Source organism: Piscinibacter sp. PDB1-1, from assembly GCF_056675995.1.
Window position 1 is genome coordinate 161,761 of record NZ_JBWVZJ010000002.1, and the last position, 19,388, is coordinate 181,148.

A 19,388-nucleotide genomic window follows, 5' to 3' on the forward strand; every position below is an offset into this window, starting at 1 on the left:
GAGCCCACATGAACCGCAAACTCCTCGCTTCCCTGCTGCTGGGCGCGGCCCTGTTCAGCGGCACCTCGCACGCCCAGACGGCCGACGACACGCTGTACCAGCAACTCGGCGCGCAAGCCGGCCTGACGCGGCTGATGGACGACTTCATGACCCGCCTGCTGGCCGATCCCCGCATGAACCCCTTCTTCAAGGAGGTGAACCAGCAACACGTGAAGCAGGAACTGGTGACACAGTTCTGCGAAGTCTCGGGCGGCCCCTGCAAGCGCAACGGGCCCGACATGAAGACAGCCCATGCGGGCATGGAGATCAACAAGAACAACTTCAACGCGCTGGTCGAGGTGCTTCAGCAAAGCATGGACGCGCAAGGCATCGCCTTCGCCACGCAGAACAAGCTGCTGGCCAAGCTCGCACCCATGCACCGCGAGATCATCAACACCCCGTGAAACCCATAGCAGGCCGCCCCATGACGCACCCCAGTCGCCCGCCGATGTTCAAGCACACCCTGGCCCTGCTCTCGCTGATCTTCGGCGGCGGCCTCGCCCATGCCGGCAGCATCCAGCTCACCGTGACCGACAAGGACGGCAAGCCCGCGCCCGACGTCGTCGTGCTGGTGCAAGCCAGCACCAAGCCCGCGGCCAGCCCCGCGCCGAAGCCAGTGGTGATCGTGCAGGAAGGCTCGCGCTTCGTGCCCTTCCTGACCATCGTGCCGGTGGGCAGCACGCTGCGCTTCATCAACCAGGACAGCTACGACCACCATGTGCGCTCGACCCCCAGCGGGCCGCTGGGCAGCATCGCACCGGCCAAGAACTTCGAGCTACGGCTCGACGGCAACGCCACCGCCGCACCGGCCGGCAACGACGTCTACGCCAACACGCCGCCCAAGAAAGGCTCGGGCGTCTCGAGCGCCGATGTGAAGGTCGATACCGCCGGCCCGATCGGCCTGGGCTGCCACATCCACGGCTCGATGCGCGGCCAGGTCTACGTGGCCGACACCCCGTGGTTCGCCAAGACCGATGCCAAGGGCGTGGCCGTGATCGACGGCGTGCCCGACGGCGCGGCCCAGCTCACGCTCTGGCACCCCGACCAACTGCAAGACCAGGCGAGCGTGCCGGTGCAGGTGAGCGCGACGCCGGTGAGCACCGGCACGCAGCTCAACTTCGTGCCCAGGCGCCGCCGCGGCTGAGCTCGCGCAACCAGGCTTCCTGCGATGCGGCCGCCCTGGCGCACGACGCCTTCACGCGCCTGCTGCACAAACCACGCGAGTTCGACAGCTTCGACGGAGCCCGCGCCTACCTGACCACGATGGCGCGCGGCCTGTGCACCGACCTGTGGCGCCGTCGTGCACCTACGGCTGCTTCTACGGCGACCCGCGCAAGTTCATCGCGTCGCTGGGCTATCGCTGGTAAGCACCTTTGCATGATCGCGACGGGGCTGAGTGGAACCCACATCCACTCGCCGCGGGCGGCGTCCTATCATCCGCCGACCCAGCACAGCCAAGCGCCACGAGCGCCAACGCGGATGAGCTCCACAGACCGTATCACCTGCATCGAAGACCTGCGCGCGCTGGCCGAGCGGCGTGTGCCGCGCATGTTCTACGACTATGCCGATTCGGGCTCGTGGACCGAAGGCACCTACCGCGCCAACGAGAGCGACTTCCAGAAGATCCTGCTGCGCCAGCGCGTGGCAGTGAACATGGAGAACCGCAGTCTCGCCACCACCATGGCCGGTCAAGCCGTGCACATGCCGGTGGCGATCGCGCCCACCGGACTCACCGGCATGCAGCACGCCGATGGCGAAATCCTCGCCGCCCGCGCGGCCGAGAAATTCGGCATCCCGTTCACGCTCTCGACGATGAGCATCTGCTCGATCGAAGACATCCGCGCCCACACTCAGGCGCCGTTCTGGTTCCAGCTCTACTGGATGCGCGACCGCGATTTCATGGACCGCCTGATGGACCGCGCCCGCGCGGCTGGCGTATCGGCGCTGATGCTCACGCTCGACCTGCAGGTCCTGGGGCAGCGCCACAAGGACATCAAGAACGGGATGACGGCACCACCCAAGCCGACGCTCGCCAACATCCTCAACCTGATGACCAAGCCGCGCTGGTGCCTGGGCATGGCCGGCACGCGTCGCCATGGCTTCGGCAACCTGATCGGCCACGCCAAGGGCGTGAGCGACATGAGCTCGCTGGGCGCCTGGACGCGCGAGCAGTTCGACCCGAAGCTTGACTGGAACGACGTGGAGTGGATCAAGAAGCGCTGGGGCGGCAAGCTGATCCTCAAGGGCATCATGGACGTCGAAGACGCTCGCCTGGCCGCCGACAGTGGCGCCGACGCGATGGTCGTCTCGAACCACGGGGGGCGCCAGCTCGACGGTGCGCCTTCTTCGATCGCCGCGCTGCCCGAGATTGCCCGCGAAGTCGGCAACCGCATCGAGGTGTGGATGGACGGCGGCATCCGATCCGGGCAAGACGTGCTCAAGGCAGTGGCGCTCGGCGCCCGCGGCACGCTGATCGGCCGGTCATTCCTGTACGGCCTGGGCGCTCTGGGAGAGGCGGGCGTCACCCGATGCCTCGAGCTCATCTACAAGGAACTCGATGTGAGCATGGCGTTTTGCGGCCACACCAGCATCGGGACTGTCGACCGCCGCATCCTCGTCCCCGGCACGCTGCCCGGCTGAGCGCGACGTGCAAGGTCGGCGCCCCCGCGGGGCGCTCTCGTGCAGCGCCAACCTGCCGACATCCCTCTGGCGCGACGGCACCGCTCTGGCTGATACTGCGGCCACACCAACAGCCTGGGAGACAAGATGTCCATCCGCCGTTTGCTGACTTCGATGGCCTTGCTGTGCGCCCTGCCTGTGGCCGCGCAGGACCTGATCGACCCGCCTCGGTTCTGGATCGAAGTCGGTGCCTTCGCCCCCAACGTCGACTCCAGCATCGTCGCCGACTCCAAGCTCACGGCCCGGCCCGGCACCCAACTCGACTTCGAAGAAGACCTGGCGCTGAGCAACCGCAAAACACTCCCGACGATCCTGCTGGGCACGCGCATCGGTGACAACTGGCGTATCGAGTTCGAGTACTTCAGCCTCAAGCGCAAAGGAAGCAAATCACTCGATCGCGACATCAACTTCGGTGACAGCACCTTCGTCATCGGTGCGGCGCTCGACTCCGAGTTCGACTCCACGGTCTATCGCCTGAGCGGCGGTTACTCCTTCTTCAAGACGCCCGAGGCGGACTTCGGTGCGGTCTTGGGTTTGCACGTCACAGACTTCGAGGTCGCTCTCTCCGGGTCCGCCAGCTTGAACGGCAGCCCTGTCAGCGTGCGCACCGAGCGCCGCACCCAGTTGGCCCCGCTGCCCACCCTGGGGCTGTACGGCAGCTACGCCTTCTCCCCTTCATGGTCGATCGCCGGCCGGGTGGACTACTTCCAGGTCAAGATCGACGAATACAAGGGCCGGCTGCTGAACCTGCAGGCCAACCTGCGCTACAGCTTCTCGCGCAACTGGGCACTCGCGCTGGGCTACCGCTCCGACGACTATCGCCTCGAAGCCGACAGCGACGACTGGAGCGGCAGCGTCGACTACCGCTTCCACGGCCCGCAGCTCACCCTCACCGCAAGCTTCTAAGGCACGGACCTGTCGGCGGCACCGCCGCCGAGACCTGATCCCCGTGGAGAGTCTCCAGCCCGTCACCAACGCCGAAGTCTTCGCGCACGTCCGCGTGCTGTTCGGCGTGGTGGTCAGCCTCTCGATCGCCAAGCTGCTGTCCGGGCTGGCCGAGTTCATCCAGCACCCGGGGCAGAAGAAGCCCGACGCCGTCCATCTGGTGTGGGCCGCGGCGATGCTGGTCGAGCTGTTCCATTTCTGGTGGTGGCAGTTCGCGCTGACCCATCGCACGCACTGGGACTTCGGAATCTACACGTTCGTGCTGTTCTACGCGACGCTCAACTACCTGCTGTGCACCTTGCTGTTCCCCAACAACCTCGACGAGTACACGGGCTACCGTGACTACTTCGAGTCGCGGCGCGGCTGGTTCTTCGGGCTGATGGCGCTGGCCTGCGTCGCCGACGTGGCCGACTCCTGGTTCAAGGGTCCTGCGCACCTGCGACTGCTGGGCATCGAGTACCCGATCCGGGTCACGGCCTACCTGGCGCTGTTCGGCATCGCCATCGCCACCAAACGGCGCAGCTTTCACCTGGCCTTTGCGGTCGGCAGCCTGGCGTATCAGATCAGCTGGATCCTGCGTCTGTACGACACCGTCGGCTGAACGCCACGCCCGGCGTCGCCACCTGGCTGCGACCCGATACAAGCGCTCCGAGGGCTCAGCGCGCTGTCGCATACTCGCCGGATGGCCCCCGACCATCTGATTTTTCTCTACGACCCTTTGTGTGGCTGGTGCTACGGCGCCATGCCAGCCATCCACTCGCTGGCCGACCTGGGCAGCTGCATCGTCGAGCCCCTTCCGAGCGGGCTGTTCGCAGGCGACCCCGGCAAACGCATCGACCGCGCGATGGGCCAGCACATCGAAGCGGCCGACGCGCGCATCGCCTCGATGAGCGCCCAGCGATTCACCGATGTCTACCGGCGCAAGGTGCTGCGCAACCCGGAGCTGCCGTTCGACAGCGGCCCGGCCACCGAGGCGCTGACGGCCGTGTCGATCTGGGACGTGCGCCGCGAACTCGACGCCCTGCACGCCTTGCAACGCGAGCGCTTCGTCGCGGGGCGCGACATCAGCGATCGCGAGGTGATCGCCCAGGCCCTGGCGGCCTCACTGGGCGACGACGCCCCCACCTGGCACGAGCGCATGGCCGACCCTCACCTGCAAGTAGCCGTGCGTATGCGCCTGGCCCGCGCCAGGAAAGTGATGAAATCCATCGGTGTGACGGGCGTGCCGGCCCTGGTCTGGCCGAGCGACAAGGGCTTGCGCCTGCTGCCCGGCCAGTGGCTTTTCAACGACAAGTCACTGGCACGCCAGCTGGAACTGCTGGCGTGAGTCGGCCCAGCGCGCCGACCGGCGAACTCAATACGGCGGGTTGACGACCACGTACTGCCCGGCCTGCGGCATGTACCAGGTCGGGCCGCACTGCTGATAGACCATGCCGCCGTAGCTCACCGGCGCACATCCGGCAGGAACGGTGCGAACCATCGAGCCCACCACCGCCGATGTCACGGCCACGGTGGCCGTCACAGCGGCAGCGGTCGCGACGGGGTGATAGTCGTTGTCCCAGCCGCAGCAACCGTCGTGATGGTTCGAGTCAACGTTCACATTGACGTTCTTGTTGTTGTTGACGTTGACGTTCTTGTTGCTGACGTTGCGGTTCGACGAGACGTTGTTGACGCTGTTGTTTCGCACCTCGCGCGAACGCGAATCCGCCTTGGCGTTGTTGACCTGGGGATGCGAGGCGCGAGCGCCACCACCACCGCCGCCGGCGTGCGCACCACCGCCGCCGCCCCGGTTGGGTTTGGCTTCGACCGGGCCCCACGAAGCCAGCAGCAACACTGCCGTCGAGGCGGCCACGAACGTACGGGCAATCGATTGAGTCGTGCTCATGGATGTGACCTCTCGGGCTATTTCTTGATCGGGGAGAACGGAACCGACTTGGCGCCGGACGGCGGCACGTAGGTGAAACTGCTGTCCTTGAAGGCAGGTTTCAGGTTCCAGGTGAAGTCTGTGACCGATTGCGGCCGAGCTTCGTCTTCGAGGTTGGTCACCACCAAGCGCATCGGCAGAGGTTCGCTCCCCGGTTTCAGCCAGATCTGCCAGTCGAGCCCGGGTTGGCGGAACGCGTAGTGGTCACACAGCGTGCCGTTCACGACGGCCTGGCCGGCGTTCATGGCCGACTGCAGGTTGTCGAACGGCGCATCGGGTGTGCCCCATGCGAACAGGTCAGCCGCCGGGAGATCCACACCATAGTTCGTGCGCAGCGTGCCCACGAGTTGCCCCACCGTGCCGCTGTAGTCGACCTGCGAGTAGTACTTCGAGGTGGGGAAGTTCAGCGTGGCCTTCTTGCCATCGAAGAACAGCTCCCGGGTCGTGAGCGCCGTGGCAGTCTTCACGCGGATGCGATTGGGCTGCGCCACCTGCAGGTCGGCCGAGGCCGTGTGCATGAGCTTTTGACCGTCGGTCAGCACGCGCTCGCCGCTGGCATCGATCGACACCTCGTAGCGCTTGAGCGTTTGCAGATAGGCCCCCATCGACTTCAGCGCCTGCACGGCTGCGGGGTCGACCAGGTTCTGGGTCGACGCGGCCGAGCTTGTCGTGGCAGTGGGCTTGCCCTGCGCCATGGGTGCCGGCGCAGGCGCTGGCGAGACCGATGTCTCGGTGCTGGGGGCAGGCGACTGCGACGACGACGGCGGCGGCGAGGTGCCGCATGCGGCCACCGCGAGGGCCAGGGGAAGGACGGCCGCGAACTTCAAATCGATCATTCGAATTCTCCTTGTGGTTTGACCTGAAGACGTACGAACCCGACCCGCCATCTCTGGGTTCGCGTCAGGCGTTCCGGGCCGGCTGCCTTGATGTGCGCAGCCCGGCTCGGAGAGGGGGATCGTGCTGCGGCGTCGTGACTTCTTCAAGCTCACCAAGGTTCACGTACAGGCACCATGGTCTTTAGGGAATCGCGTCGGCGACTCGCCTTGGACCGCGCGAGTCAGAGTTGTCGCGCCTCGAAGGTGTTGCACTGGGCGACGCTGCCGGTCTTCAACCCCTTGGTGAACCAGGCCACGCGCTGTGCGCTGCTGCCGTGGGTGAAGCTCTCGGGCTGCACAGTGCCGCGCGACTTGCGCTGCAAGGTGTCGTCGCCGATCTGCGAGGCCGCGTTGAGCGCCTCCTCGACATCGCCCTGCTCCAGGATCTGGCGCGCCTGGTTGGCGTGATAGGCCCACACCCCGGCAAAGCAATCGGCCTGGAGTTCGAGCCGCACGCTCAGGGCGTTCTGGTCGGCCTCGCTCACACGCCCGCGCATGCTGTCGACTTTGCCCGTGATGCCCATCAGGTTCTGCACGTGGTGCCCCACCTCGTGCGCGATCACGTAGGCCTGGGCGAAGTCGCCCGGTGCGCCGAGCCGCGTGCGCATGGTTTCGTAGAAGTCGAGGTCGATGTAGACCTTTTGATCACCGGGGCAGTAGAAGGGCCCCATCGCCGCTTCGCCGCGGCCGCATGCGGTGACCTCGCTGCCGCGGAAGAGGCGCAGCTTGGGTTCGCGGTAGGTCGCGCCCAACTGCTTGAACTGCTCGCGCCACACGTCTTCGGTGTCGGCGAGCACGACGGAGACAAAGCGCGCCAGTTGATCATCGGCCGGCGGCCGTTGCGCGGGCGCCTGCTGCGCCTGGGGTGCGCCACCACCACCGCTGAGCAGGCCCAGCACCGTCAGGGGGTTGATGCCGAACGCCCAGCCGGCCACCAGGGCGATGGCGATGGTGCCCACACCGATGCCGCGGCCTCCGCCGAAGGAGACACCACGCCGGCCCCCGCTGCTGTTGCGCGCGTCTTCGACGTTGTCGCTCTCGCGGTTGCCTTCCCATTTCATGGCCCGACTCCCCGTGTTGGTGGAGCGTGCATGGTAGCCAACCCACCAACAAAAAGGGCTGCCATGTGGCAGCCCTGCGCTGGCGCGGTGCGCGCGGGGGGATCAGGTCTTGGGCAGGGTCACGCCGCGCTGGCCCTGGTACTTGCCGCCGCGGTCCTTGTAGCTGGTCTCGCAGACTTCGTCGCTCTCGAAGAAGAGCACCTGCGCGCACCCTTCTCCTGCGTAGATCTTGGCGGGCAGCGGGGTGGTGTTGCTGAACTCGAGCGTCACGAAACCTTCCCATTCGGGCTCGAAGGGCGTCACGTTGACGATGATCCCGCAGCGCGCATACGTGCTCTTTCCCAGGCAGATGGTGAGCACGCTGCGGGGGATGCGGAAATACTCGACCGTGCGCGCCAGGGCGAAGCTGTTGGGCGGGATGATGCAGACGTCGCCCTCGAAGTCCACGAAGCTCTTTTCGTCGAAGTTCTTCGGGTCGACGATGGTGGAGTTGATGTTCGTGAAGATCTTGAACTCGGGCGCGCAGCGGATGTCGTAGCCGTAGCTGCTGGTGCCGTAGCTCACGATCTTGTGGCCGTCGGCCGCATGGCGCACCTGGCCCGGCTCGAAGGGCTCGATCATGCCGTGCTGCTCGGCCATGCGGCGGATCCACTTGTCGCTCTTGATGCTCATGCGCGTGTCACCGGGTGGCGGTGTCGTGAGGGGTTGGTGCGGGGAGAGGGGCTCGATTGTAGGGAGGCGCCCACCGGGCCACGGCGCTCAAGGCGCCGCGGCGTCCAGCCGGTCGGTCAAGGCTTGCAGGCGGGGCCGGATCGCGTCACCCACGGAGATCTGAGGGTTCGAGTAGCCATCGTCCTTGCCTGCCTCCTTTTCGCGCCGATCGATCACCGGGCGCGCCGCGGCGTGCGCCGCCTCGAACGAACGGGTGTGGCGCAGTTGCTCGTCGTACATGGCGCGTCCGAAGAAGGTCAGCTCCGACTTGCGGCCGCAACCGTAGGACGTGTGCTGCGCATCGGCCGCCGTCATCACGAGCGTTCCGGGCTCGCCGAGCGGTGCCATCCACGAGCCGGAGTAGCAGGCCGAGATCGAGATCACACGCCAGCGCACGCCAGCTTCGTCGAGCCAGGCACGCAGCTGGGTCGGCGTGACCGCCTCGGTCTCGAGCGGGTAGAAGGCCGTCGCCAGCTTGCCGTCGCGCGCGCCATGCGAAGTGAGGTGGATGAAGAGAACGTCTTCTTCGAGATCCATCTGGCTGGCCGCACGCAGGATCGCCCGCTGCAAGTTCAGGCCCGTCGCCCAGGGCAGGACGCCGGCGGTCTGGGCATGGTTGACGAGCTGCAGCGTGCGCCCCTGCGCGTCGAAGCGTTCGCTCATCACGTCGGCGACGAGCTGGCTCTCGCGGCGGAACACGTCTTCCGTGGCAAAGGGCGCAAAGGTGAGCACGTACAGATCGGTCACCCCCGGACGCTGCGGCTGCAAGGCGCTCAGGCTCTCGGCGAGCACGCTGGCCTGCTGCTCGATCACCTCTTGCGTGAGGCGCAGGTCGTTCGGATCTTTGTCGTCGGCATCGGCGATCGGCGCATCCGGGTACCAGTATTGAGGCGGCGGCAGCTTGGCACTCGTGACCACGACCAGGCCATAGACGATGACAACCGCCAGCCGGGCAGCACCCGGCAACGCGTGCCGGCACAGCGCCACCACGCCCGCCAGCGCCATCCAACCGACCACCACGTAAGGAAGCGCCCACAGCATGCGCGCCGACATGCGCCCGGCAAGCCCGGGCCCATGCGAGATCCCCAGGTACAGCAGCCACCACACCGCGGAGATGAGCAACTGCTGCACGACCAATACCGCGAAGAGCGTGGATGCGGCCACACCTCCCCCTGACGCCGGCGGCACCGGTGAACGCACCACGACCCAGCAGGCCCACAGCAGGAGCACGGTGGTGAACCAGCCGCTGTAGGCGATCGCCTCCCAGTAGAAGAACGCCGGGCCGTCGATCACGATGCGCTGGAGCAAGGCACCGAGCGCAAAGCCCAGCAGCACCAGCAACGCCAGCACGGCGGGGCTGACCCGCAAGCCAGTCAGCGCGGGCTTCAGGAACACCGCGCTGCGCGCGCCCTGCCACACGAGCGGCATCAACTTGCTGCGATCGGTGCGGTTTTCCTCGTTCTCGGCGGTCATTGGCCCCTCCAGGGCGCGCATTGTCTGTGGAAATACCATGGTCAGAATGCCGGCAACGGCTCAGAATATTGCCCATCGAATTCGATCGTGGAGACAAACATGAGCCAGCAACGGACCACGCTGCAACTGCTCGCGCAGTACGCCACCTACCACCGAGACCGGCGCAACATCCTGACCCACTTCGTCGGCGTGCCGATGATCGCCTTTGGCATCGGCGTGCTGCTGGCACGCCTGCACATCAACCTGCCCGCACTCGACCTCACCGGTGCCTGGCTGGCGTTCTGCCTGGCTGGCGCCTGGTACATGAGCCGCCGCGGCCCGCTGGCGCTCAACATTGCCGTCACGCTCGCCGTGGGCGTGCTGATCGCGCTGGCGCACAGCGTCTCGGGCGGCAGCGTGGCGAGCTGGCTCACCTGGGGCGTGGGCAGCTTCTTCGTGGGCTGGGTGATCCAGTTCATCGGCCACTATTACGAGGGCCGCAAGCCGGCGTTTGTCGACGACATCATCGGCCTGCTGGTCGGCCCGATGTTCGTGACGGCCGAGGCCATGTTCCTCATGGGCTGGAACAAGCCCCTGCTGGCCGAGATCGAGCGCCAGGCCGGCCCCACGCACATCCGCGATCTGGCCCACCCGGCCTGATCTGCCGCCAGCGCCCCGACAGCACCCGATGCGCCGGCTCGTGCTGCGCATCGGCGCCATCCTGCTGGCCGCAGCGGTGGCCTACGTGGCCGTCCAGGCCCAGCGCCACCCGCCGCTCGAACCCTACCGGTCGCTGACCCTGCCGACCGACGCCCGCGCCGACGGCGTGCGGGTTCGCTTCGCGGGCGTGACGACTCTCGTGTTCGACGACGGCGAAACCGCCTGGATGACCGACGGCTTTTTCACACGCCCCGGAGTTTGGGAGTCGCTGACCGGCCGGCTCACCCCCGACGAGCACCGCATCGACGCCGCCTTGTCACGGCTGTCCGTCGCACGGCTCGCCGCCGTGGTGCCGGTTCACTCCCACTACGACCATGCCATGGACGCCCCCCGCGTCGCCCAGCGCACCGGCGCGCTGCTGGTGGGCTCCGAGTCGACGCTGCAGATCGGCCGAGGCTACGGCCTGGCGCCGGCTGAGATGCGTGCTGTGCAATCCGGCGAGGTATTGACGCTCGGGAAGTTCAGCCTGCGCTTCATCGCCAGCCGGCACAGCCCCACGCCGTACAGCGATGGCGTCACGCCCGAGCTCATCGAGTCGCCCGTCACGCCGCCAGCCCACGTCTTCGCGTACCGCGAGGGCACGGTGTGGTCGATTGCGGTGACACACACGTCCGGTGCGAGCTTCCTGGTGCAAGGCAGCGCCGGCTACGTGCCCGGCGCACTCGCCGGCGTGAAGGCCGACACCGTCTTCCTCGGCACCGGAACGCTGGGCAAGAAGGGCGAGGCGTACCGCGCGGCCTACTGGAACGAAGTGGTGAAGACCGTCGGCGCCAAACGCGTGATCCCGGTGCACTGGGACAACTTCTGGCGCCCGCTCGACGAGCCGCTGCAGGCCATGCCGCTGCTGCTCGACGACTTCGGCGCCGTGATGGCAGACCTGACGCAGCGCGGCGCGGCCGAAGGGGTCGAGATCCGGATGCCCCCGCTCTACCTGCCCTTCAGGCCATGAGCCGCGTCAGGTGTCCTTCGACACCGTGATGGTCGGAAACTTCGACGAGAAGTCCTTGCTGCGCTGGGCGATCTTCACCGCCACCTGCCGCGCGATCGCCTTGTAGGTCATGGCCACTTCGCTGCCCGGGTCGCTCACCACCGTGGGCGAGCCCGAATCGGCCTGCACGCGGATGCCCATGCTCAGCGGCAGCGCGCCCAGGTAGTCCATGTTCAGGTCGTTGGCCATGCGCTTGCCACCATCGGCACCGAAGATGTGTTCGGCGTGCCCGCAGTTCGAGCACACATGCACGGCCATGTTCTCGATCACGCCCAGAATGGGCACGCCCACTTTCTCGAACATCTTGATGCCGCGGCGCGCGTCGAGCAGGGCAATGTCTTGAGGCGTGGTGACGACCACCGCGCCCGTCAATGGCACGCGCTGGCTCAAGGTGAGTTGGATGTCCCCGGTGCCCGGAGGCATGTCGATGATCAGGTAGTCGAGCTCTTTCCAGTTGGTCTGGCGCAGCAACTGATCGAGCGCCTGCGTGGCCATCGGCCCGCGCCAGATCATCGCGTTGTCCTGCTCCACCAGGAAGCCGATCGACATGACCTGCACGCCGTGGTTCTCCATCGGCTCCATGGTCTTGCCGTCCTCGCTTTGCGGGCGGCCGCTCAAGCCGAACATCATGGGCTGGCTGGGGCCGTAGATGTCGGCGTCGAGCACGCCCACGCGCGCGCCCTCGGCGGCCAGAGCGAGCGCGAGGTTCGCAGCCGTCGTGCTCTTGCCCACGCCCCCCTTGCCGGACGCCACGGCGACGATGTTCTTCACGTTGGCCAGCAACTGCACGCCCCGCTGCACGGCATGCGCGACGATCTTGCTCTCCAGCCGTGCATCGACCGCCGCCACGCCCGTCACCGATTTGGCCGCTGCCGCCAGCGCCGCCTGCAGCGCGCCGACCTGGCTCTTGGCCGGGTAACCCAGTTCCACGTCGAACGACACCGAGTCGCGTTCGATGCGCAGGTTCTTCAGCTGCTTGGTGCTGACGAAGTCCTTGCCGGTGTTGGGGTCGATGACGGTCTTGAGCGCGTCGAGCAACGCGGTTTCGGTGAGAGGCATGGGGTGTTCGGATGAGGCAGAAGATGCCGTGCCAGTCTAGCGCGCGGGCCTTCTCCCTCGGGGCTGCGCGCCTAGAATCGACCGTTTCCGCTAGGCCCCGCGCCACGCCGCCAGATGACCCGCAAGCTCTTCGTCACCACCGCCCTGCCCTACGCCAACGCTGCCTTCCACATCGGGCACATGATGGAGTACATCCAGGCCGACATCTGGGTGCGATTCCAGCGCATGGTGGGCAACGAGGTTCACTTCGTCTGCGCAGACGACGCGCACGGTGCGCCGATCATGATCGCGGCCGAGAAGGCCGGCAAGACACCTCAGCAGTTCGTGGCCGAGATCGCCGCCGGTCGCAAGCAGTACCTCGAGGGCTTCCACATCGCGTTCGACAACTGGCACTCGACCGACGGGCCTGAGAACCACGTGCTCGCGCAGGACATCTACCGCGCCTTGCGCAAGGAGGGCCTGATCGCCGAGCGCGTGATCGAGCAGTTCTTCGACCCGGTGAAGAACATGTTCCTGCCCGACCGCTACATCAAGGGCGAATGCCCCAAGTGCGGCGCGAAAGACCAGTATGGCGACAACTGCGAGGTTTGCGGCACGGTGTACGCACCCACCGACCTCAAGAACCCGTTCTCGTCGCTCTCGGGCGCCACGCCGGTGCTCAAGAGCAGTTCACACTACTTCTTCCAGCTCTCCTCCGATCGGTGCATCGAATTCCTGCAGCAGTGGACGACCACGCCGGGCCGCCTTCAGCCCGAGGTGCTGAACAAGATCAAGGAGTGGTTTGCACCGGACGAGCAAGGACACGTGGCCCTGGCCGACTGGGACATCAGCCGCGACGCACCCTACTTCGGCATCGAGATCCCCGATGCGCCGGGCAAGTATTTCTACGTGTGGCTCGACGCGCCGGTGGGCTACCTGGCGTCGCTGAAGAACCTGTTCGACAAGACCGGGCGCGACTTCGATGCCTTCATGGCCGACCCTGAGGTGGAGCAGATCCACTTCATCGGCAAGGACATCATCACCTTCCACACGCTCTTCTGGCCGGCGATGCTGCACTTCAGCGGCCGCAAGACACCGAAGCACATCAACGTGCACGGCTTCCTCTCGCTCGGCGGCGAGAAGATGAGCAAGAGCCGCGGCACCGGGCTCTCGCCACTCAAATACCTGCAACTCGGCATGAACGCCGAGTGGCTGCGCTACTATCTGGCCGCCAAGCTGAACGGCCGGGTGGAAGACGTGGAGTTCAACCCCGACGATTTCGTCGCCCGCGTCAACTCCGATCTGGTCGGCAAGTACATCAACATCGCCAGCCGCGCAGCAGGCTTCCTCACCAAGCGCTTCAACGGAGACCTGGGCAAGATCGCCACCGACGGCGAAACCCTCCTCACGCTGCTGCGTGCCGAGCGAGACGCCATCCGCGAGCTGTACGAAGCGCGCGACACCGGCAAGGCGCTGCGCCAGGTGATGGCGCTGGCCGACAAGGTCAACGAGTACGTCGATTCCAACAAGCCCTGGGAACTCGCCAAGCAGCAAGGCATGGACGACCGCCTGCACGACGTGTGCACGGTCTGCATCGAAGCATTCCGCCTGCTCACGATCTACCTGAAGCCGGTGCTGCCGGCGCTGGCGGCGCAGGTCGAGGCCTTCCTGCGCGTGCCGCCCCTGAGCTTTGCCGACGCAGCCCGCGGCCTCGGCGCCCACACCATCGGCGAGTACAAGCATGTGATGCAACGCGTCGACCCGAAGATGCTCGAAGCCCTGTTCGAGCCGCCCGCGCCCGCCGCCGTGGTGCCGGGCGGTGAGCCGCTGGCCGACGAGATCAAGATCGACGACTTCACCAAGGTCGATCTGCGCATCGCCAGGATCGTCAACTGCGAGCATGTCGAAGGCTCGGACAAGCTGCTGCGCCTGACACTCGACGCGGGTGAGGGCAGGACACGCAATGTCTTCAGCGGCATCAAGAGCGCCTACAAGCCCGAAGACCTGATCGGCAAGTTCACGGTCATGGTGGCCAACCTTGCGCCGCGCAAGATGAAGTTCGGCATCAGCGAAGGCATGGTTCTTGCTGCCTCACACGCCGATGAGAAAGCCAACCCGGGCCTGTACGTCCTCGAACCCTGGCCGGGCGCCACACCGGGCCTGCGAGTGCGCTGACACCCTGACACAACACGCCTCCAGCCGGGAGGCGTGTTGAGGCTGCCCTTCCAGGCGCAAGCGTTCCGGCCGCGGCTGGTCGACGCCCTCAAGGGCTACGACCGCAACCATTTCGCCAATGACGTGGCGGCCGGCCTCACGGTGGGCATCGTCGCCTTGCCGCTGGCCATGGCCTTCGCCATCGCCTCGGGCGTGAAGCCCGAGCAGGGCCTGTTCACCGCCATCATCGCGGGCTTCATCATCTCGGCGCTGGGCGGCTCGAACGTCCAGATCGGCGGGCCGGCGGGGGCGTTCATCGTCATCGTCTACGGCATCGTCGAGCGCTACGGGCTGACCAACCTGCTGATCGCCACCGCGCTGGCCGGCGTGCTGCTGTTCCTGCTCGGGCTGCTCAAGCTCGGCGCGCTGGTGCGCTACATGCCGGTGACCATCGTGATCGGCTTCACCAACGGCATTGCGGTGTTGATCGCGCTCTCGCAGGTGCGCGACCTGCTCGGGTTGCAGCTCCCCAAGCTGCCGTCGGACTTCTTCACCCAGGTCCAGATGCTCGCCAACCACATCGGCACCGTGAACCTGCACGCGGTGGCCATCGGCGTGGGCACAGTGGTTCTGCTCTTCGTCTGGCCCAGGCTCTTTGCCGCTGGCTCGCGCCTGCCCGCCGCCTTGCTCGAAGGGCGCACGCTGCGCACCGCCGCCCGCGTTCCGGGGCCTATCGTCGCGTTGGGCCTCTTCACCACCGCCACCTGGGCGCTGCAATTGCCGGTGGAGACCATCGGCACGCGCTTCGGCGGCATCCCGCAGAGCCTGCCTCGGCTGGAGCTGCCGCCCTTCAGCTGGGACAGCGCCAAGCAGCTGGTGATCCCCACGGTGACCATCGCCATGCTGGGTGCGATCGAATCGCTGCTGTGCGCGCGCATCGCCGACAACCTCGCCGGGCCGCTGAAACGCCACGACCCGAACCAGGAGCTGATGGCCCAGGGCGTGGCCAACATGGTGGTGCCCTTCTTCGGAGGCATCCCGGCCACCGGCACCATCGCGCGCACGGTGACCAGCATTCGCGCCGGTGCCGTCAGCCCGGTGGCCGGCATGGTTCACGCCGGGACGCTGCTGGCGATCGTTCTGGTGGCAGCCCCGCTGGCGGTGAACGTGCCGCTGGCCGTGCTGGCCGGCATTGCGCTCTACGCGGCCTGGAACATGGGCGAATGGCACGAGTTCGCCCGGCTGCGCCAGTTCGGCTTGCCCTACCGAACCGTGCTCCTGGGCACCTTCCTGCTGACCGTGATCTTCGATCTGACGGTGGCCGTGCAGGTGGGCCTCGTGCTGGCGTGCGTGTTCTTCATCTACCGCATGAGCACATTGTTTCGTGTCGAGCCCGTACTCGGCATGCCCGATGGGGTGCTGGCGTATCGCCTGTACGGCGTGCTGTTCTTCGGCGCGGTCGGCAAGATCGAGGGCGTCGGCGAGGCCGTTCCACCGGGCACCCGCGCCGTGGTACTGGAGATGCACCGCCTGGTCTCGCTCGACAACTCCGGCCTGGAGGCGCTGGCGCAACTGCGTCGCACGCTGCAGCGGCAGGGCGTCGAGTTGCTGCTTTGCGATCTGAACCCCCAGCCGCGCGAGTTGATCTGCCGCGCCGGATTCGACAGCGTTCTGGGCGAACGGCACCTCGCCGCCGACCTGCCGGCCGCGCTGGATTGCTGCTGCGCGTCATCTACCGCCCCAGGCCGTTAAAATCCCGCGATTGACTCACGGCCGCCCCATTGCGGGGCCGACTGCCATGCCCCTGTTCTGGAAGCCCTACAAGTCCGACGTCACCTCGTTCATCGAGGAGCTCAAGGCCAAGAAGCCCACGCTCGAGGCCGAGCAACGCGAAGGTCGTGCCCTGTTGTGGGACAAGCCGATCGACCTGCCCACTCAAGCCGAGTACCGCGACGCCCGGGTGGCGCAGCAGCCCTACGTCTACCAGACCAAGGGCTGATTCATGACGCCGGCTCCCACGCCGCTCCGCGCGCAGGCCGACTGACGCGCGACGCGCTCCATTCGCGTGAACACCGAAGCGATGGCGCCCGAGGCGCCTGACACCCGGGCCGTCCCTGACGTGGTCGATCACGTGGCCGTCGCGCGCCTGTATGGCGAGCCGCTGTTCACGCTGCCGACCGATCTGTACATCCCGCCGGATGCCCTGGAGGTCTTTCTCGAAGCCTTCGAAGGCCCGCTCGATCTGCTGCTCTACCTGATCCGCAAGCAGAACTTCAACATCCTCGACATCCCGATGGCCGGGGTGACCAAGCAATACCTGGCCTACGTCGAACAGATCCGCAAGACCAACCTCGAGCTGGCCAGTGAATACCTGCTGATGGCGGCGATGCTGATCGAGATCAAGTCGCGCATGTTGCTGCCGCCCAAGAAGGTGGCCGAGGGCGAAGAGCCCGAAGACCCGCGTGCCGAACTCGTCCGCCGCCTGCTCGAGTACGAGCAGATCAAGCTCGCCGCAGCACGGCTCGATGCGCTGCCGGTGATCGGCCGCGACTTCCTGCGTGCGCAGGTGACCATCGAGCAGTCGCTCAAGCCGCGCTTCCCCGATGTCGACGCGGATGAACTGCGAGCTGCCTGGCAGGACATCCTGAAGCGCGCCAAGCTCAACCAGCACCACACCATCACGCGCGAGGAACTCAGCGTGCGTGAACACATGAGCATCGTGCTGCGCCGCCTGCAGGGCAAGCGCTTCGCGTTGTTCGAAGACCTGTTCGACCTCACCCGCGGCCCCCAGGTGCTGGTGGTGACCTTCATCGCCATGCTCGAACTCTCGCGCGAGCACCTGCTCGAAGTGACACAGGCAGAAGCCTTCGCCCCGATCTACGTTCGCTTGGCCTACCAGCCGGCCTGAACCCCATCAGCCGCCCACTGGCGCGTCGCCGGTGGGACCGAGGAGACCCCTACATGCAAGAGACAGCCGTTCGAATCCATGCCCGCCCGCCGGCCGCCCCCGTCCACGCGCCAGAACGTTGGTCCGTCGCCGAGGTCGAAGCCTTGTTCGCCCTGCCCTTCAATGAGCTTCTGTACCGCGCCCAGACGGTCCACCGCGAGCACTTCGACCCCAACGAAGTCCAGCTCTCCACGCTGCTGTCGATCAAGACGGGCGGCTGCCCCGAAGACTGCGGCTACTGCCCGCAGGCCGCGCGCTACGACACCGGCGTCGAAGCCACCAAGCTGATGGAACCCGACGCCGTGCTCGACGCCGCCCGCCGCGCGAAAGCCGCCGGCGCCACGCGCTTTTGCATGGGCGCCGCCTGGCGCGGCCCGAAGGACCGCGACGTCGAGAAGGTGGCCGAGCTCGTCAGCGCCGTGAAGTCACTGGGCATGGAAACCTGCGCCACGCTGGGCCTGCTCGAAGACGGCCACGCCGAGCAATTGCAGGAGGCCGGGCTCGACTACTACAACCACAACATCGACACCGCCCCCGACAAGTACGGCGACATCATCAGCACCCGCCAGTACGAAGATCGCCTGAATACGCTGCAGCGGGTGCGCGGTGCGGGGGTGAAGGTGTGCTGCGGCGGCATCGTCGGCATGGGTGAAACGCAAACCCAGCGTGCCGCGCTGGTGGCCGCACTGGCGAACCTCAACCCTTACCCGGAGTCGGTGCCGATCAACAACCTCGTGCAGGTCGAAGGCACGCCGCTGAATGGCCAGGCCAAGCTCGACCCGCTGGAATTCGTGCGCACGATTGCCGTGGCCCGCATCACCATGCCGACCGCGCGCGTGCGCCTGTCGGCCGGCCGGCAGCAACTGGGCGAAGCCGTCCAGGCGCTGTGCTTCGCCGCCGGGGCCAACTCGATCTTCTACGGCGAGAAGCTGTTGACCACCGGCAACCCCGACGTGGACGCCGACCGCCAGTTGCTCGACAAACTCGGGATGAAAACCTCATGAGCAGCCACCCCACCGAAGCGCCCACGGGCAGCCGCAAGGCCGTCACCCTGCATCGCCTGCGCGAGATGCAGGCGGCGGGCGAACCCATCACGATGCTCACCTGCTACGACGCGAGCTTTGCGCGGGTGCTCGACACCGCCGGCGTCGACTGCCTGCTCGTGGGTGACTCCCTGGGCATGGTGATCCAGGGTCAGCAGAGCACCATGCCGGTGACCGTGGAGGAAACCGCCTACCACCTACGCGCCGTGGCACGCGGCAACCGCAGCGCCTGGCTCATCGGAGACCTGCCCTTCGGCAGTTATCAGGAGTCCGCTAGCCAAGCCATGCGCTCGGCCACTGCGCTGATGCAGGCCGGCGCGCAAATGGTCAAGCTCGAAGGCGGTGGCTGGACAGCTGACACCGTGCGCTTTCTCGTCGAGCGGGGCGTGCCGGTGTGCGCGCACCTGGGGCTCACCCCGCAATCGGTGCACGCGCTGGGCGGCTACCGCATCCAGGGGCGCAGCGAAGACGCCGTCGCCACGCTCGTGCGCCACGCCAAGGAGCTCTCGGACGCCGGGGCAGCGATGTGCGTACTCGAGCTCGTGACGTCCAACGCGGCGCGCGCTGTCAAGAAGGTCGCCGCCACCATGGCCACCATCGGCATCGGAGCCGGCGTCGAGTGCGACGGACAGGTGCTGGTGCTGCACGACATGCTGGGCGTGACGCAAGGCAAGCTGCCGCGCTTCGTGCGCAACTTCATGGAAGGCGCACCCTCGGTCGAGGCCGCCGTGTCGCACTACGTGGCCGAGGTGAAAGCGCGCCGCTTCCCCGACGACAAGATTCACGCTTACTGAGCCTCACCCCGCCTGATT

20 protein-coding genes and 1 pseudogene are annotated in these 19,388 nt (G+C 66.7%); 15 read left to right on the forward strand and 6 right to left on the reverse strand.

Annotated elements, in window-relative coordinates:
- Window positions 1–8: 8 nt before the first annotated feature.
- The 7 genes and pseudogenes from AC1KAR_RS12500 (at window position 9) to AC1KAR_RS12530 (ending at window position 4,990) form a co-directional block, all read left to right on the forward strand.
- Complete coding sequence (locus AC1KAR_RS12500; RefSeq protein WP_480318111.1) at window positions 9–443, forward strand: group I truncated hemoglobin; 435 nt, start codon at window positions 9–11, stop codon at window positions 441–443.
- Between the two features lie 20 nt (window positions 444–463).
- Window positions 464–1,183 (forward strand): cupredoxin domain-containing protein, encoded by a 720-nt coding sequence (locus AC1KAR_RS12505; protein ID WP_480318113.1) that lies wholly within the window; start codon window positions 464–466, stop codon window positions 1,181–1,183.
- Between the two features lie 35 nt (window positions 1,184–1,218).
- Window positions 1,219–1,332 (forward strand): annotated as a pseudogene (locus AC1KAR_RS12510) (sigma-70 family RNA polymerase sigma factor); the annotation flags it as partial.
- A 186-nt stretch (window positions 1,333–1,518) separates the two neighbouring features.
- Complete coding sequence (locus tag AC1KAR_RS12515) at window positions 1,519–2,679, forward strand: alpha-hydroxy acid oxidase (RefSeq protein WP_480319418.1); 1,161 nt, start codon at window positions 1,519–1,521, stop codon at window positions 2,677–2,679.
- Window positions 2,680–2,805: 126 nt separating this feature from the next.
- A complete protein-coding gene (locus tag AC1KAR_RS12520; protein ID WP_480318115.1) occupies window positions 2,806–3,624 on the forward strand; it encodes an outer membrane beta-barrel protein in 819 nt (272 codons plus the stop codon).
- A 43-nt stretch (window positions 3,625–3,667) separates the two neighbouring features.
- Window positions 3,668–4,264 (forward strand): hypothetical protein, encoded by a 597-nt coding sequence (locus AC1KAR_RS12525; protein ID WP_480318117.1) that lies wholly within the window; start codon window positions 3,668–3,670, stop codon window positions 4,262–4,264.
- Window positions 4,265–4,405: 141 nt separating this feature from the next.
- Window positions 4,406–4,990, forward strand: coding sequence for a DsbA family protein (locus AC1KAR_RS12530; RefSeq protein WP_480318120.1), 585 nt, complete (start codon window positions 4,406–4,408; stop codon window positions 4,988–4,990).
- A 27-nt stretch (window positions 4,991–5,017) separates the two neighbouring features.
- On the opposite strand, the gene AC1KAR_RS12535 is transcribed toward AC1KAR_RS12530, so the two are convergent.
- The 5 genes from AC1KAR_RS12535 to AC1KAR_RS12555 form a co-directional block, all read right to left on the reverse strand.
- A complete protein-coding gene (locus AC1KAR_RS12535; RefSeq protein ID WP_480318122.1) occupies window positions 5,018–5,548 on the reverse strand; it encodes a hypothetical protein in 531 nt (176 codons plus the stop codon).
- Window positions 5,549–5,565: 17 nt separating this feature from the next.
- Window positions 5,566–6,423 (reverse strand): DUF2092 domain-containing protein, encoded by an 858-nt coding sequence (locus AC1KAR_RS12540; RefSeq protein WP_480318124.1) that lies wholly within the window; start codon window positions 6,421–6,423, stop codon window positions 5,566–5,568.
- 221 nt (window positions 6,424–6,644) lie between these two features.
- The gene (gene ypfJ / locus AC1KAR_RS12545; RefSeq protein WP_480318126.1) at window positions 6,645–7,523 is read right to left on the reverse strand and encodes a KPN_02809 family neutral zinc metallopeptidase; all 879 of its coding nucleotides are present in this window, start codon (window positions 7,521–7,523) and stop codon (window positions 6,645–6,647) included.
- Window positions 7,524–7,625: 102 nt separating this feature from the next.
- A complete protein-coding gene (gene dcd / locus AC1KAR_RS12550; RefSeq protein ID WP_480318128.1) occupies window positions 7,626–8,195 on the reverse strand; it encodes a dCTP deaminase in 570 nt (189 codons plus the stop codon).
- Window positions 8,196–8,282: 87 nt separating this feature from the next.
- Entirely contained in the window at window positions 8,283–9,707 is a 1,425-nt protein-coding gene (locus AC1KAR_RS12555) for a C13 family peptidase (RefSeq protein ID WP_480318130.1), read from the reverse strand.
- Window positions 9,708–9,806: 99 nt separating this feature from the next.
- On the opposite strand from AC1KAR_RS12555, the gene AC1KAR_RS12560 reads away from it, so the two are divergent.
- Together AC1KAR_RS12560 and AC1KAR_RS12565 are read left to right on the forward strand one after the other, a co-directional pair.
- Window positions 9,807–10,346, forward strand: a complete 540-nt coding sequence (locus tag AC1KAR_RS12560; protein WP_480318132.1) for an Mpo1 family 2-hydroxy fatty acid dioxygenase — start codon at window positions 9,807–9,809, stop codon at window positions 10,344–10,346.
- A 28-nt stretch (window positions 10,347–10,374) separates the two neighbouring features.
- Window positions 10,375–11,355, forward strand: coding sequence for an MBL fold metallo-hydrolase (locus AC1KAR_RS12565; protein WP_480318134.1), 981 nt, complete (start codon window positions 10,375–10,377; stop codon window positions 11,353–11,355).
- 6 nt (window positions 11,356–11,361) lie between these two features.
- Here AC1KAR_RS12565 and apbC read toward each other — a convergent pair whose 3' ends face one another.
- Window positions 11,362–12,453, reverse strand: a complete 1,092-nt coding sequence (gene apbC, locus AC1KAR_RS12570; RefSeq protein ID WP_480318136.1) for an iron-sulfur cluster carrier protein ApbC — start codon at window positions 12,451–12,453, stop codon at window positions 11,362–11,364.
- A 114-nt stretch (window positions 12,454–12,567) separates the two neighbouring features.
- Between apbC and metG the strand changes: the two genes are divergently transcribed.
- From metG to panB, 6 genes are all read left to right on the forward strand, one after another.
- On the forward strand, window positions 12,568–14,607 hold the full coding sequence (gene metG / locus AC1KAR_RS12575) for a methionine--tRNA ligase (protein WP_480318138.1): 2,040 nt from the start codon (window positions 12,568–12,570) through the stop codon (window positions 14,605–14,607).
- A gap of 36 nt (window positions 14,608–14,643) precedes the next feature.
- The gene (locus AC1KAR_RS12580; RefSeq protein WP_480318140.1) at window positions 14,644–16,338 is read left to right on the forward strand and encodes a SulP family inorganic anion transporter; all 1,695 of its coding nucleotides are present in this window, start codon (window positions 14,644–14,646) and stop codon (window positions 16,336–16,338) included.
- A 46-nt stretch (window positions 16,339–16,384) separates the two neighbouring features.
- Entirely contained in the window at window positions 16,385–16,585 is a 201-nt protein-coding gene (locus AC1KAR_RS12585) for a DUF3460 family protein (RefSeq protein WP_480318142.1), read from the forward strand.
- Between the two features lie 81 nt (window positions 16,586–16,666).
- Complete coding sequence (locus AC1KAR_RS12590; RefSeq protein WP_480319420.1) at window positions 16,667–17,494, forward strand: segregation and condensation protein A; 828 nt, start codon at window positions 16,667–16,669, stop codon at window positions 17,492–17,494.
- Window positions 17,495–17,547: 53 nt separating this feature from the next.
- Window positions 17,548–18,537, forward strand: coding sequence for a biotin synthase BioB (bioB, locus tag AC1KAR_RS12595; RefSeq protein ID WP_480318144.1), 990 nt, complete (start codon window positions 17,548–17,550; stop codon window positions 18,535–18,537).
- Window positions 18,534–19,370: a 3-methyl-2-oxobutanoate hydroxymethyltransferase gene (gene panB / locus AC1KAR_RS12600; RefSeq protein WP_480318145.1), complete on the forward strand. Its 837-nt coding sequence runs from the start codon at window positions 18,534–18,536 to the stop codon at window positions 19,368–19,370. Before bioB ends, panB begins: the two co-directional genes overlap by 4 nt.
- The last annotated feature ends 18 nt before the right edge of the window (window positions 19,371–19,388 follow it).